Raw genomic sequence first — 12,404 nt, forward strand, 5'->3', positions numbered from 1 at the left:
CGGCCGCGTCCACGGTGTCGCGGCCGCCGCCACGGCCGGCGAAGGCGGCGCCGGCCTCGGGGCCGACCGGGCCGCCGGGGGGCGGTGCCACCGGCAGGCCGGCGTGGGCGGCGGCCGTCGCGGCCGTGTCCGCCGGGCGTCCGGCGGGGCCGGTGTCCGCGCCGGTCTCGCGGCCGGGGGCGTCGGTGGCCGCACCCGTGGCCGCGCCGGTGGCCGATGCCGTGTCGGCGGCCGAGGGCGAGAGGGCGCCGTCGCCCGCCGACCCGGACGCGGCGGCGGCCATCGCCGAGGTCGATGCCGAGGCCGACGTCGACCCGGCGACCGCCGCCGTGCCGTCGCGGGCGCTGCCGCGGTCCGCCCGTCCGGCGCCCGCCCCGCGGCTGCCGCCGCCGTTGCCGTTGCCGATCAGGGCCGCGGTGGCCGTGGCCGCGTCGCCGGCGGCGGCGGCCGCATCGAGGCCGGCTGCGGCCGTCGCGGCCGTTGTTTCCGTGGGCTGGCCACTGGCCAGCGCCTGGCCGATCAGGGCCTGCATCTGCAGCGCCTGGTCCAGGGCCGTGCTGCCGTCGGTCTTCAACGCGTCGTCGGCGGTGGCGGGGGTGTCGTCGGCCGTGGCGGTGGCCGCGGCCGTGCTGTCGCTGGCGGCGGCGGCGGCGGTGGCGGCCGACGGGCCGCTGGCCGCGGCGGTGCGCGCATGGGCGGCCTGGCGCGCACTGGCGCCCGCGTCGTCGCTGCGCGCACGCGGGGCGGGGCGGCCGGTCTGGCGGCTGTTGCGTGTCGATGTCGCGTCGTCGGCCGTCGGCTCGGCGGGGCTGTCCGCGGTGGCGGTGGCCGACGGGGCGGCGGTGGCGGTGTCAGGGTCGACGGTGCTGCTGGTGTTGGCGGCGGCGGGTGCGGGTGTGTTCGCACGGGCGGTGGCCGGCACGGGGCCCGGCGGCAACCCGGCGGGCCGGCTGCCCGTCAGGCCGGCGGACCCGGTGGAGGGGCCGGACCGGGAGGCGAAGGCGGGCGCCGCCGTGCCGTCGCCGGAGGCGCCGCTGCGGCCGCTGGCGGCGGCTTCGCGCGTGGCCAGCGCCAGGGTCGAGCGCGCGCCGGGGGCCGGTGCGGCCGTGGCCGTCGTCAGCGTCGTGGCCGCGGCCGTGGCCCGTGGGTCCGCGGCCTGGCTCGCCTGCTGCAGCAGGCCCTGACGGCTTTCCGCCAGCAGGCGCAGGAAGCGCTGCGTGCCGGTGTCGCCGCTGTCGCCGGGGGTGCCGGTGGCGGCCGTGGCGTGGGCACCGGTGGCGCCCGTGGTGCGGACGCTGGTCAGCAGGAAGCTCGTCGCGATCGGGGTGGCGGACATCGGGGCTCTCGTGGGCGTGTGGGCGTCAGGGTGGGGCAGGGCGGGCTCAGCCGTGCAGGCCGGCGATGTCGCGCTGCGGCTGCGGTTCGCGCGTGGCGCGGGCGCGCTGGGCGGCTTCGTCGGTCTGGCGCTGGTCGCGGCGGTCGGCCTGCAGCCGCAGCTCCTGCTGGCGGCGTTCGATCAGCTTGCGCACGGCGGCCACGCGGCGTTCGCGCTCCAGCAGCAGGTCGGCCGCCCGCTGCACCCGGTTGCCCAGGTTGCGCACCTCGGTCTGCTGCTGGCCGATGGCCAGGTCCAGCCGCTCGCCGAAGGACTGCCGGCAATGCAGCAGCTCGGGCGTGCCCTGGGTGCGGAACTGGCGGGTCCAGCGCTGGTCGTAGTCGCCCCGGTACTGTTCGAGCTGGCGGGCCTGGTGCTGCGCGCGTTCCACCATGGCCTCGGCCTGGCGCAGCGCGGCGCTGGCGGCATCGCGCTCCTGTTCGGCACGTTCAAGCAGGATCTGCAGGGCGGCGATCGGATTCATGAGGGGATTGCAGCGCGCGCAGGCTTGCCGCGGCGGGTGGAGTTGGGGGCGCGTGGCGGTCCTGTTCGGGCCCATGTCGCGGCCGGCCGCGGGTGCCGGCTCCGTGCGGCGCGGCGGCTCAGTTCAGCAGCTGCTGCAGCTGGCGGCGGCTGTCGTCGAGCCCGGCCCGCTGGTGCATGCCCTGCTGCAGCAGCTGCAGCAGCTGCGGCTGCAGGCGTACGGCCAGATCCAGCTCGGCATCGTGGCCGGGGGCGTAGGCGCCGAGCGCGATCAGGTCGCGCGCCTTGGTCAGCTTGGCCAGCAGCGCGCGGGTGCGGCGCGCGGCCTCGATGTGCTCGCGGTCGGCCACGCTGGTCATCACCCGGCTGATCGATTTCTCGACGTCGATGGCCGGGTAGTGGCCCGACTCGGCCAGGTCGCGGCTGAGCACGATGTGGCCGTCCAGGATGCCGCGGGCGGCGTCGGCGATCGGGTCCTGCTGGTCGTCGCCCTCGGACAGCACGGTGTAGAAGGCGGTGATCGAGCCCACGCCGTGCAGGCCGTTGCCCGAGCGCTCGACCAGCTGCGGCAGCTTGGCGAAGCAGCTCGGCGGATAGCCCTTGGTGGCCGGCGGCTCGCCGATGGCCAGCGCGATCTCGCGCTGGGCCTGGGCGAAGCGGGTCAGGCTGTCCATCAGCAGCAGCACGTGGCGGCCCTCGTCGCGGAAGTGCTCGGCGATCGCCGTGGCGTAACTGGCGCCCTGCATGCGCACCAGCGGCGGCGCGTCGGCCGGGGCGGCCACCACCACGCTGCGCTGCAGGCCGTCCTCGCCCAGGATGTCCTCGATGAACTCCTTGACCTCGCGGCCACGCTCGCCGATCAGGCCGACGACGATGACGTCGGCCGCCGTGTAGCGGGCCATCATGCCCAGCAGCACCGACTTGCCCACGCCGGTGCCGGCGAACAGGCCGATGCGCTGGCCGCGGCCCACCGTCAGCATCGCGTTGATCGCGCGCACGCCGGTGTCCAGCGGCTGGCGCACCGGGTCGCGGTCCATCGCGTTGATCGGACGGCGGCTCATCGGCTCGTCGCGCACGCCCCGCAGCGGGCCGGCGCGGTCCATCGGCTCGCCGTGGGCATCGATGACGCGGCCGAGCAGGCCGTCGCCCATCGGCAGGTGCAGGCCGCGGTCCTCGGTGCGGCGCCACAGCGGGTTGTCGCGGCCCAGCAGCGGTGGCGCGTTGGGCGTGGCGCGCGGGCTGACCTTGGCCCCGCTGTGCAGGCCGTGCACCTCGCCGGTGGCCATCAGGAAGGCGCGGTCGCCGTGGAAGCCGACCACCTCGGCCAGCACCGGCGGGCCGCTGTCGCCGCGCACCTCGCAGACCGCGCCCACGGGGGCCAGCACGCCGGCGGCCTCCATCACCAGACCGGTCACGCGCACCAGCGTGCCGTGGCTGGGCAGCTCCTGGCGCCAGCCGGCGCGGGCCTGCAGATCGTCGAGAAAGTGCTGCCAGCGCTGCAGGCGCGGTGAGGCGCCGGGGTCCAGCGGGGATCCGGCGACCGCGTCGGGCGCGAGGTCCGGCGCGCGATCGAGATCGGCATCGAGACGGGCCTGTGGGTCCATGGGCTCAGCGTGCATCGGCGGGGGGCGGATCGGCGGCGGTGTCGGCCGGTGCGTGCCACGGTGTCTGGCCGCCCATGGCCTGCACCGCCTGCGCCCATCGCTCGCCGATGCGCGCATCGACGGTGCCGGCATCGGACTCGACCAGGCAACCGCCGCGCTCGACGGTCGGGCTGGCCACCAGGCGGGCGCTGCGGGCCGTCAGCAGGTCGGCACAGCCGGCCTCGACCAGCGCGAGATCGTCCGGATGCAGGCGCACGCGGATGTGGCGTGCGCCGTGCAGCAGGCTCTGCAGCGCCTCTTCGGCGACCTGGGCCACGCGCTGTGGCTGCAACGCCAGCTCGGCGCGCACCACCTGGCGGCCCAGCTCCAGCGCGATGCGGGTGACGGCGGCGGCCAGCTGCTGTTCGAGCGCACCGAGCTCATCGTCGAGCTGGGCCACCAGACGACCGAAGTGAGCGGCCTGTTCGGCCTGCAGACGCTCGTGCAGCGTGTCGAGCTCGGCCAGCACCTCGGCGCGCACCGCCTCGCGCTGCCCGGCCTCGCCTTCGCTGCGGCCGCGGGCCAGGCCCTCTTCGAGCCCGGCCAGCCGGCCGTCCTCGCGCGCCTGGGTGCAGGCCTCGGCCAGGGCCTGGGCGTGGGCCGCCTCCAGCTCGGCTCCGAGCTCGGCCAGCAGTTCGGCCGCCAGCGCCTCGCGGGGGCTGGGGCGGACCTCGGCCGGGCCGGGGGGCGTGGCCGCGGCGGTGCCGGCGCCCGCACTGGCGCCCGCACCGAGACCCGCAGCCCGGCCTGCGCCGGCCGCCGGGGCCGTCGCGTCCAGGTCGAGCGCGTCCATGTCGGCGGCCCCGATCAGGCCGGCGGCGCGGGCGGCCGCGGCCAGCGCGGCCAGATCGGGCATCTCGCCCGGCAGGCGCGGGCGCGTCAGGGTGGTGGTGCCCGCCGCGGCGCCGAGCTGCGGCAGCAGCGTCTGCTCGCTGGGGCGCGGCCGGTGCTGGCCGCCGAGGTCGGCGATCGGCTGGCCGTGGTCGACCGCCAGCGTCGCCGGCTGGGTGAAGCGGCCCGGGAGCCAGGCGCGGCTGGACAGCTGGCGCAGCTCCTCCTCGGGGATGAAGTTGCCGTAGCTGATGCCGCGTGCGGCGGCTGCGGCCAGCGCCTGGGCGGCCTGCGGATCAGAGGAACTCATCGGCGCCTCCGGTGGCCAGCATGATCGTGCCCTCGTCGACCAGGCGGCGGACGATCTTCAGCATTTCCTTCTGCTCGGACTCGACGTCCGAGACCCGCACCGGGCCCCGGCCGTCCAGGTCTTCCTTGAGCGTCTCGGCCGCGCGGCTGGACATGTTGCGGAAGACCTTCTCGCGCATCTCCGGCGTCGCGCCCTTGAGCGCCAGCACCAGCGATTCGGTCTGCACTTCCTTGAGCACGGCCTGGATGCCCTTGTCGTCGAGGTTGATCAGGTCGTCGAAGCCGAACATGTTGTCCATCAGCTTCTGCGCCAGATCGGCATCGCTCTCGCGCACGAAGTCCATCACCGTGGACTCGTAGCTGCTGCCCAGCAGGTTGATGATCTCGGCGGCCGACTTCACGCCGCCCAGCGTCGACTTGCGCATGCGCTCGCCGCCGGCCAGCAGGTTGCTCATCACCTCGTTGAGGTCCTTGAGCGCCATCGGCTGGATGCCGTCGAGCGTGGCCACGCGGATCAGCACCTCGTTGCGCTGCCGTTCGGTGAAGCACTTGCAGATCGCGCTGGCATGGTCGGGATCCAGGTGCACCAGGATGGCGGCGACGATCTGCGGGTGCTCGTTGCGCAGCAGCTCGGCCACCGTCTGCGGGTCCATCCACTTCAGGCCCTCGATGCCGGTGACGTCGTTGCCCTGCAGGATGCGGTCGAGCAGCAGGTTGGCCTTGTCCTCGCCGAGGGCCTTGCGCAGCACGGCGGTCAGGTACTCGTCGGTGTCGGGCACCAGCGCGGCCTGCTCGATGGCCACCTGCGAGAAGCGCTCCATCACCTCGGCCAGGCGCTTGCGCGGCACGATCTTCAGCCGCGCCATCGTCTCGCCGAGCTTCTGCACCTCCTTGGGCGCCATGTGCTTGAAGACTTCGGCGGCCTCTTCCTCGCCGAGTGACATCAGCAGGATGGCCGCGTCCTCCACACCCTTGTCGTCCATCGTGCGTGCTCCAGTGCGGTCTGTCGGTTCGGTCGTCTCGGGGCCGTCGGGGCTGCCGACCTTGCCATGCGCGCGCCGTCCGGGGCGCGGCGCCTCTGGTCGGCACCCGTCGGGAGATCAGGATTGCGGGGCGCCCGGCTGCTTGCTCAGGTCGACCTCCTCGCCGGCCATCCAGGCCTTGAGGATGTTGGCCACCGCCAGCGAGTTGTTCTTCGCCAGGTCGCGGGCATTGACCAGCCGTGCCTCGATGATCGGCGCCTCCAGCGCCATCGGGTCCTGGGGCTGTTCGTCTTCCTCAGGGGCATCGTCGACGATGGCCTCGAGCTGGGCGATCTCCGGTTCAGGCTCGGGCTCCGGCTCGGGTTCGGGCTTGAGCGCCGGGCGGATGACACCGAAGATCATGACCATCGCGATCAGCGTCAGGGCCGCCGGGATGGCCCAGTCGCGGAAGGTCTGGATCGCCCAGGGCTGCTGCCAGATCGGCCCGCCCACGCCCACCGGGACGTCGACGTGGAAGGGCAGGGCCTCGACCTTGACCGAGTCGCCCCGGTCGGCGCTGTAGCCCACGGCCTCCTGCACCAGCGCGGTCAGCTTCTTGAGGTCTTCCTCGCTCGGGGGCGTCGGCTTGGGCTCGGTCTTGGCCTTGGGGTCGGCCACCGGCGGGCGGTAGTTGACCAGCACGGCCGCGGTCACGCGGCGGATCTGGTGGCCCTGGCTGCGCACGTTGCGCACGGTCTTGTCGACCTCGTAGTTGATCTGGCTCTCGCGCTTGAGGTTGCCGCCGGTGCCGCCCAGCGGCGCGCCCTGCAGTGGTGCCGAGGCACCGGTCAGCGGCGCGGCGGCGGCCGTCGGCGGCTGGTTGCTGGCCGCGCCGGGCACGCCGGTCGGTGCCAGCTGGCCATTGCCCTGGGTCTCCAGGCTGCGCTGGCTGCGCACGGCCGCGTTCTCGGGCGCCTGGTTGGGCTTGTAGACCTCGCTGGCCTGCTCGCTCTCGGAGAAGTCGATGTCGGCGGTCACCGCCACGCGCAGGTTGTCCTTGCCGACGGCCGGCTCCAGGATCTCCTGCACGCGCTTCATGTAGGTGGCCTCGACCTGGGCCACGTGCTGGCGCTGCTTGAGCGTCAGGTCCTCGCGGTTGCGGGCGCCGTCGCCGGTCAGCAGGTTGCCGTCCTGGTCGATCACGTTGACGCTCTTGACCGACAGGTCCGGCACGCTGGAGGACACCAGGTGGATGATGCCGGCGACCTGGTTCTTCTCCAGCATCTGGCCCTGGCGCAGCGTGACCACCACCGACGCACTCGGCTTGACCTGCTCGCGGTAGAAGCCGTTCTGCTGCGGCAGCGCCAGGTGCACGCGGGCGTTCTCGACCGCGGCCAGCGTGCTGATCGTGCGCGTGAGCTCGCCCTCGAGCGCACGCTGCAGGTTGGTGCGCTCCTGCTGCTGGCTCTGGCCGAACTTCTGCGTGTCCATCAGCTCGAAGCCGACCACCGATCCCTTGGGCAGGCCGGCCGAGGCCATCTTCATGCGCAGCTCGCCGGCGCGCTCGGCCGGCACCGTGATCTGGCCGTCACCGCCGACCTTGTAGGGCACGTTGAGCTGGGACAGCGCGGCCACCGCGGCGCCCGAGTCCTTGTCCGAGACCTGACCCGCGAACAGCGGGGCATAGGGCGAGGTCTGGTTGTAGCTGACGAGCGCCACGACGACGGCCACCAGCGCGGCCAGACCGGCCGCGGCCTGCCACTTGCGGCGCGCCGGCAGCTCGCGCAGGCGCTGCAGCGGGCTGGGGGCCAGCGGCGGCGTGGCGTCCGGCGGCAGCAGTTCGAGGCTGCCGGCACTGCCCGCGGGCAAGGTGGAGGCGAGGGCTGAGGCCATGGTGGCGCGGCGTCGGCGAGAGTCGGCGGCAGGACCCCGATCCGGTGGCCACGGTGGACCTGGAGCAGGGCATGAGGGGTATGGCGCCGGATTGTTCGGCCGCGACCCGGGCGAACAAGGGGTGAACAGCCCGCAGTTCCTGCTTCAGTTCGCCGCCACATGGCCGAGCGGGTGCCCCTACAGTCTCGGCAACGGGAGCCCTGCCATGAACGTCTCGCTCAAGCCCTTCGATTTCGCGCGTGCCACCGCGTTGGCGGGCCTGGGCACGGACGGCCGTCCGCTGAAGACGACGGAGGTGGCCCCGACCGAGCAGGGCAGCTTCCAGACGGCGATGGCCGATGCGGTCAAGGCCGTCAGCGACGCGCAGCTCGAGACCTCGGCCCTGCAGCGGGAGCTGCAGCTGGGCAACCCGACGGTCAGCATCGAGCAGACCATGGTCGCGATGAACAAGACGCAGATCGGCTTCCAGGCGGTGCTCAGCGTGCGCAACCGCCTGGTGCAGGCCTACTCGGACATCATGAACATGCAGGTCTGAGGTCGGGCGGCCGTGGCCAGCGCCGCTGGCCGCGCTCGATCCAGTGCTGCAGCCGTCGCCGGTCGTCGTCGCCCAGGTCCACCCAGGCGCAGCCCAGGCGCCGCGCCGGCGCTTCACCGCCCACGGCGGTCACATGCTGCAGCTGCAGCGCCGCGTCGAAGCCGGTCATCTCGTCGAGCGCGATGCGCACCCCGTGCACCCGGATGCCCAGCGGCAGGGGCGGCACGTCGTCGGGCAGCAGCAGGGCGCAGCCGCCGAGTCCGATGTCGACGATGCGCAGCGCCAGCTGCATCTCCGGCCAGCCGGGGTGACGCAGGCGGGCCATCGCGGTCGCGCCGGCCGGGGCTTCGAGCCGGCGCCAGGCCCGGCGCGGAAAGCGGTACACCGAGCGCGGAACCGCCGCCTGCAGCGACACGGCCCGCGGCCGGTGCACCAGCAGCAGGCCCCTGAGGTCGAACTGCAGGCGAACGGCCTGCAGATGGCCGACGACGGTGACCTCGTCGGCGTCGATCAACGCGTCCAGCCCCGGATCCGTCACCTCGACATCCAGGTGCAGGCGGCCGCGTTCATCGTCCAGCGCCCACAGCGTGGCGGGCAGCGGTGCCCCCTGCGGGCCGCACAGCGCCAGCGCGGCGGCCTCGCGGTGCAGCGCCCCGAGCCAGTCGCGGATCTGCTGCGGGTCGTCGCAGCGGAAGGCCGCCCGGGCGTCGAGGGGGTCGTCGGCTGTGCTCATCCGTCGGGACCGTGGACCATGGGCCGGGGGTGGGGAGATCCGGGAGACCGCGTTGCCGCGGCTCAGTGCAGCGTCTTGGGCCGGCCTTGCAGCATCTTGTCGATGTCTTCCAGCCACGGCTCGGCCAGGTGCCGGACCTCGGCATCGTTGACCAGCACGCGTTGCAGGATGCGTGACTTCAGCTGCGCCTCCTCGCTGCTGAGCGCACTGCTGCGTGCGGCGTTCTTCAACTGGCTGATCAGCAGCACACAGGCGCCTTCGAGCTTGATGACATGGTTCCAGTCACCGGCCCGGGCGGCCTCGAGCATGTCGGCGCTGGCCTTCTCGATCGCTTCGTAGTAGCTGAGCAGACTCTGGGTCATGGGGTGTCTCCTGCGCGGACGGCGGGGTCACAGGGCGGCGGCGTGCACGTGGCCGACTTCGTCGGCAATCGCCATCCAGGCCTCGTGCAGCGGTGTGATGAGCGAACAGGCTTCGTCGAGCGCCGTCTCGTCGTTGCGCAGGTTGGCCTGGGTCAGACGCAGCGCGACGTAGGCATACAGATCGGCGAGATCGGCCGCGAGCTTGCCCCCCGCCTCGATGTTCAACGCGGCCTTCAGGCCCTCGTCGACGATGCGCACCGCATGCCCGATGGCCTGGCCCTTGAGGGCCATGTCGCCGTGACGCATCGCGCCGCGGGCCCGCGCCACCGCGGCGAAGAAGCCTTCGAACAGCAGCGCCACCAGGCCATGCGGCGTGGCCGTCGCCACCTGGGCCTGCACGCCCACATGGTGGTAGGCGCCGGCGAACTGGCGGGCACGTGCGTTGGGGCTCATGGGGCTGGCGCTGAACATGGTGTCGTCGGCTGGAAGTGATGCGGCGTGTGGCTGTTTTATCGACCTGCCACCCTGTGACTTGAGTGCAGGCTGCGGGCGCTGGCGGCACCGTCGACGCCCGTGCGGCCACGGTTCCGGCGGGATGGCCGGACGCTGCCGGGTGCTGCCGGGTGCCGCCGGACGGCGGCCGGCTTCCGCGCCGGGGACGCGCCGGTGAAGCGGCGGCGGTGCGGCGGCGGTGCGTGTGGCGGGGAACAGGCGGGGCACGGGCGGCCCCGCGGCAGGCCCGGGGTCGGGCTCAGGACGACGAGGTGAACAGGCTGCTGACGTAGCCGCTGGTCGTGCGCATCTTCGTCATCGTCGAGTCCAGCGACTGGTACTGCTTGCGCAGCCGGGCCTCGGTGTTGTTCAGCCGCTGCTCGGCCGACTCCTGAGACTTGGTGTTGTTGTCCACCGCCCGCTGCAGGGTCTGGTTGCGCGTGGTGATCGCCCCGTCAGAGCCCAGCACCGCGTCGCCGATCTGCTGGAAGCGCTTGGCGAAGCCGGTGCTGGCCGTGCTGTCGCCGCTGTCGGCCAGCAGCTTCCGGAGCTCGCCCAGATTGCCCAGGGCATCGTCGAGCTTGCCGGCGTGGGTCGACAGCGTGCCGTCGGTGCCCATCGTGATGCCGATCTGCGACAGCGTGGACCAGCGGCTGGTGTTGCTGTTGCCCTGGTTGATCGCCGCCCGCAGCTGGGACTGCAGCGACAGCACGCCCTGGTCGCCCTGCAGCGGCCCGCCGGTCTTGGTGCCGGCGTTGTAGGCGGTGGCGGTGCGGATGTAGCTGGCCAGCGTGTTGAAGGTGCTGACGAAGTCGGTCACCGCCTTCTTCACCGCCTCGGTGTCGGTGGCCACCGTGATGTCCACGCTGTCGTCGGCGGCGGTGGTCTTGCGCAGCGTGAAGCTCAGGCCCTCGATGACCTGGCCGAGCGTGTTGCTGGCCGAGCTGACGGCGATGCCGTTGATCGTGGCCGCGGCGTCGACGGCGGTGGCCGTGCGGGTCATGCCCGAGCTGCCGCCGGCGTCATAGGCCAGGCGCGACAGGCCCGCGGCGGTCTCGCCGTCGTCGACCGTCTCGGCCACGCTGACGCGGAAGGCGTTCTCCGCGCCGGTCTCCTTCGAGCGCAGCGACAGCCGGGTGCCGGAGGCATCGGTGACCAGCGCGGCGACGACACCGGCCTCGGACGTGTTGATCGCGTCGCGCACCTCGGCCAGGGTCGATGCCTCGGGCGGGATCTCGATCGACACCGCGCTGCTGCCGGACTTGGCGCTGAAGCTGCCGTCATCGGCATAACGGCCGAGTTCGATCGTCAGCCGGCCCGCGCCCAGGGTCGCGTCCTTGCTGTCCAGCGCCGCGCTGGTCAGCGTCTGCGTGCTGGCCAGACGCTCGACCTTGACGGCATAGCTGCCGGCCGTCGCGCCGCTGCTGGAGCTGACGCTGACGCTGGAGGCGTCCGCGCTGCTGGCCGTCGTGCCTTTCCACAGCGTCAGGCTGCTCAGCGCCTGCGCCTTGTCGCGCAGCGCCGAGAAGTTGCTCTGCAGCTTGCCGACCTCCGACAGCGTGGTCTTGAGCTTGCCGGCGCGCTCCTCCAGGCTGTCGAGGGGGCGGCGCTCGATGGCCATCAGCTGGCTGACGATGGACTCGACATTCAGGCCGCTGCCGATGCCGGCCGAGCTGAGCGTGCCGGTGACGTTGGACAAGGCGCTGAGGTTGCTGGTGGCCATGGTGGCTCCCCGGTGCGTCCCGAGACGGGACCGATGCTGGGTGAATCGGCGGCGGGCGGCCTGACTTGAACGCGGCGTGGCCACCGTGTGCCAGCGCCTGTCAGGAAAACGACAAGGGCCCGGCAGTGCCGGGCCCGATGGACGAGAGGCGGGCGAGCCGGCACCGGGGCCGGCCGCGTCACTGGCCGAGCAGGCGCAGCACCTGCTGCGGCATCTGGTTGGCCTGCGCGACCATCGCGTTGCCGGCCTGCTGCAGGATGTTGGCGCGGCTCTGCGACGCGGTTTCCGACGCGTAGTCGGCATCCATGATCCGGCTGCGGGCGGCCGACTGGTTCTCGACCGAGATCTGCAGGTTGCTGATGATCGAGTCGAAGCGCGACTGCGAGGCGCCCAGCGTCGCCCGCAGGGCACTGACGGTGTCGAGCGCCGAGTCGATGTTGTCGATCACGCCGTGGATCGCGTCGACGTCGGTGGAGAAGTCGATCACCGCCCGGCCGGCGCCGGTGTTGTCGGTGCCGGCCACCGCGGTGATCGTCGGGTCCTGCGTCATGTCCTGCGTCGTCAGGTCGATCGTGTCGCTGGTGTCGGTGTTGGCGCCGATCTGGAAGGTCATCGCCTGGGCTTCGGAGCCCAGGATGAACTTGCCGTTGAAGGTGGTGCCGCCGAGCACGCGCTGCACTTCCTTGGCCAGTTCGCCGAATTCCTTGTCCAGCGAGTCCTTGTCGGAGTCGCTGTTGGTCGCGTTGGCCGACTGCACCGCCAGTTCGCGCATGCGCTGCAGCGAGTCGGCCACCTTGCCGAGCGAGCCTTCGGCCACCTGCGCCATCGAGATGCCGTCGTTGGCATTGCGGATGGCCGCGTTCATGCCGCGGACCTGCGAGTTCATGCGCTCGGCGATCGCCAGACCTGCGGCGTCGTCCTTGGCCGAGTTCACGCGCAGACCCGACGACAACCGTTGCATCGCCACCGACAGCTGGCCCTGCGAGGTGGCCAGGTTGCGCTGCGCATTCAGCGAAGCGATGTTGGTGTTGATCGTCTGGGGCATGGTGCCGCTCCTGATGAT

General features: G+C 72.8%; 11 protein-coding genes and 1 pseudogene. 1 reads left to right on the plus strand and 11 read right to left on the minus strand.

Annotated elements, in window-relative coordinates; translation table 11 throughout:
- The 6 genes and pseudogenes from AACH11_RS04435 to fliF all read right to left on the minus strand — a co-directional run.
- A pseudogene (locus tag AACH11_RS04435) lies at positions 1 to 1,336 on the minus strand (hypothetical protein); the annotation flags it as partial.
- Positions 1,337 to 1,382: 46 nt separating this feature from the next.
- Complete coding sequence (gene fliJ / locus AACH11_RS04440) at positions 1,383 to 1,859, minus strand: flagellar export protein FliJ (protein ID WP_341372997.1); 477 nt, start codon at positions 1,857 to 1,859, stop codon at positions 1,383 to 1,385.
- A gap of 118 nt (positions 1,860 to 1,977) precedes the next feature.
- Entirely contained in the window at positions 1,978 to 3,477 is a 1,500-nt protein-coding gene (fliI, locus tag AACH11_RS04445; RefSeq protein ID WP_341372998.1) for a flagellar protein export ATPase FliI, read from the minus strand.
- On the minus strand, positions 3,467 to 4,642 hold the full coding sequence (locus AACH11_RS04450; protein WP_341372999.1) for a FliH/SctL family protein: 1,176 nt from the start codon (positions 4,640 to 4,642) through the stop codon (positions 3,467 to 3,469). Before AACH11_RS04450 ends, fliI begins: the two co-directional genes overlap by 11 nt.
- Positions 4,629 to 5,624, minus strand: coding sequence for a flagellar motor switch protein FliG (fliG, locus tag AACH11_RS04455; protein ID WP_341373000.1), 996 nt, complete (start codon positions 5,622 to 5,624; stop codon positions 4,629 to 4,631). Before fliG ends, AACH11_RS04450 begins: the two co-directional genes overlap by 14 nt.
- Before the next feature lie 117 nt (positions 5,625 to 5,741).
- Positions 5,742 to 7,496: a flagellar basal-body MS-ring/collar protein FliF gene (gene fliF / locus AACH11_RS04460; RefSeq protein ID WP_341373001.1), complete on the minus strand. Its 1,755-nt coding sequence runs from the start codon at positions 7,494 to 7,496 to the stop codon at positions 5,742 to 5,744.
- Between the two features lie 205 nt (positions 7,497 to 7,701).
- Here fliF and fliE point away from each other — a divergent pair, with 205 nt between their 5' ends.
- Positions 7,702 to 8,031: a flagellar hook-basal body complex protein FliE gene (fliE, locus tag AACH11_RS04465; RefSeq protein WP_341373002.1), complete on the plus strand. Its 330-nt coding sequence runs from the start codon at positions 7,702 to 7,704 to the stop codon at positions 8,029 to 8,031.
- Here fliE and AACH11_RS04470 read toward each other — a convergent pair.
- The 5 genes from AACH11_RS04470 to AACH11_RS04490 form a co-directional block, all read right to left on the minus strand.
- A complete protein-coding gene (locus tag AACH11_RS04470; protein ID WP_341373003.1) occupies positions 8,012 to 8,764 on the minus strand; it encodes a flagellar brake protein in 753 nt (250 codons plus the stop codon). The two genes, fliE and AACH11_RS04470, sit on opposite strands and share 20 nt — an antisense overlap.
- Positions 8,765 to 8,826: 62 nt before the next feature.
- Positions 8,827 to 9,126 carry a flagellar protein FliT gene (locus AACH11_RS04475; RefSeq protein ID WP_341373004.1) on the minus strand — a complete coding sequence of 100 codons (300 nt, stop codon included), beginning with the start codon at positions 9,124 to 9,126 and terminating at the stop codon, positions 8,827 to 8,829.
- A 27-nt stretch (positions 9,127 to 9,153) separates the two neighbouring features.
- Positions 9,154 to 9,579, minus strand: a complete 426-nt coding sequence (gene fliS, locus AACH11_RS04480; protein ID WP_341373005.1) for a flagellar export chaperone FliS — start codon at positions 9,577 to 9,579, stop codon at positions 9,154 to 9,156.
- Between the two features lie 298 nt (positions 9,580 to 9,877).
- Positions 9,878 to 11,341, minus strand: coding sequence for a flagellar filament capping protein FliD (fliD, locus tag AACH11_RS04485; protein WP_341373006.1), 1,464 nt, complete (start codon positions 11,339 to 11,341; stop codon positions 9,878 to 9,880).
- A 178-nt stretch (positions 11,342 to 11,519) separates the two neighbouring features.
- On the minus strand, positions 11,520 to 12,386 hold the full coding sequence (locus AACH11_RS04490; RefSeq protein ID WP_341373007.1) for a flagellin N-terminal helical domain-containing protein: 867 nt from the start codon (positions 12,384 to 12,386) through the stop codon (positions 11,520 to 11,522).
- Between the last annotated feature and the right edge of the window lie 18 nt (positions 12,387 to 12,404).

The organism is Pseudaquabacterium rugosum (assembly GCF_038066575.1).
GTDB classification, from domain to species: Bacteria; Pseudomonadota; Gammaproteobacteria; order Burkholderiales; family Burkholderiaceae_C; genus Pseudaquabacterium; species Pseudaquabacterium rugosum.

What these genes read in the sequence shown, in the direction of transcription:
- fliJ (WP_341372997.1), bottom strand. Translation starts at nt 1,859, where the DNA reads ATGAATCCGATCGCCGCCCTGCAGATCCTGCTTGAACGTGCCGAACAG.
- fliI (WP_341372998.1), bottom strand. Translation starts at nt 3,477, where the DNA reads ATGCACGCTGAGCCCATGGACCCACAGGCCCGTCTCGATGCCGATCTC.
- AACH11_RS04450 (WP_341372999.1), bottom strand. Translation starts at nt 4,642, where the DNA reads ATGAGTTCCTCTGATCCGCAGGCCGCCCAGGCGCTGGCCGCAGCCGCC.
- fliG (WP_341373000.1), bottom strand. Translation starts at nt 5,624, where the DNA reads ATGGACGACAAGGGTGTGGAGGACGCGGCCATCCTGCTGATGTCACTC.
- fliF (WP_341373001.1), bottom strand. Translation starts at nt 7,496, where the DNA reads ATGGCCTCAGCCCTCGCCTCCACCTTGCCCGCGGGCAGTGCCGGCAGC.
- fliE (WP_341373002.1), top strand. Translation starts at nt 7,702, where the DNA reads ATGAACGTCTCGCTCAAGCCCTTCGATTTCGCGCGTGCCACCGCGTTG.
- AACH11_RS04470 (WP_341373003.1), bottom strand. Translation starts at nt 8,764, where the DNA reads ATGAGCACAGCCGACGACCCCCTCGACGCCCGGGCGGCCTTCCGCTGC.
- AACH11_RS04475 (WP_341373004.1), bottom strand. Translation starts at nt 9,126, where the DNA reads ATGACCCAGAGTCTGCTCAGCTACTACGAAGCGATCGAGAAGGCCAGC.
- fliS (WP_341373005.1), bottom strand. Translation starts at nt 9,579, where the DNA reads ATGAGCCCCAACGCACGTGCCCGCCAGTTCGCCGGCGCCTACCACCAT.
- fliD (WP_341373006.1), bottom strand. Translation starts at nt 11,341, where the DNA reads ATGGCCACCAGCAACCTCAGCGCCTTGTCCAACGTCACCGGCACGCTC.
- AACH11_RS04490 (WP_341373007.1), bottom strand. Translation starts at nt 12,386, where the DNA reads ATGCCCCAGACGATCAACACCAACATCGCTTCGCTGAATGCGCAGCGC.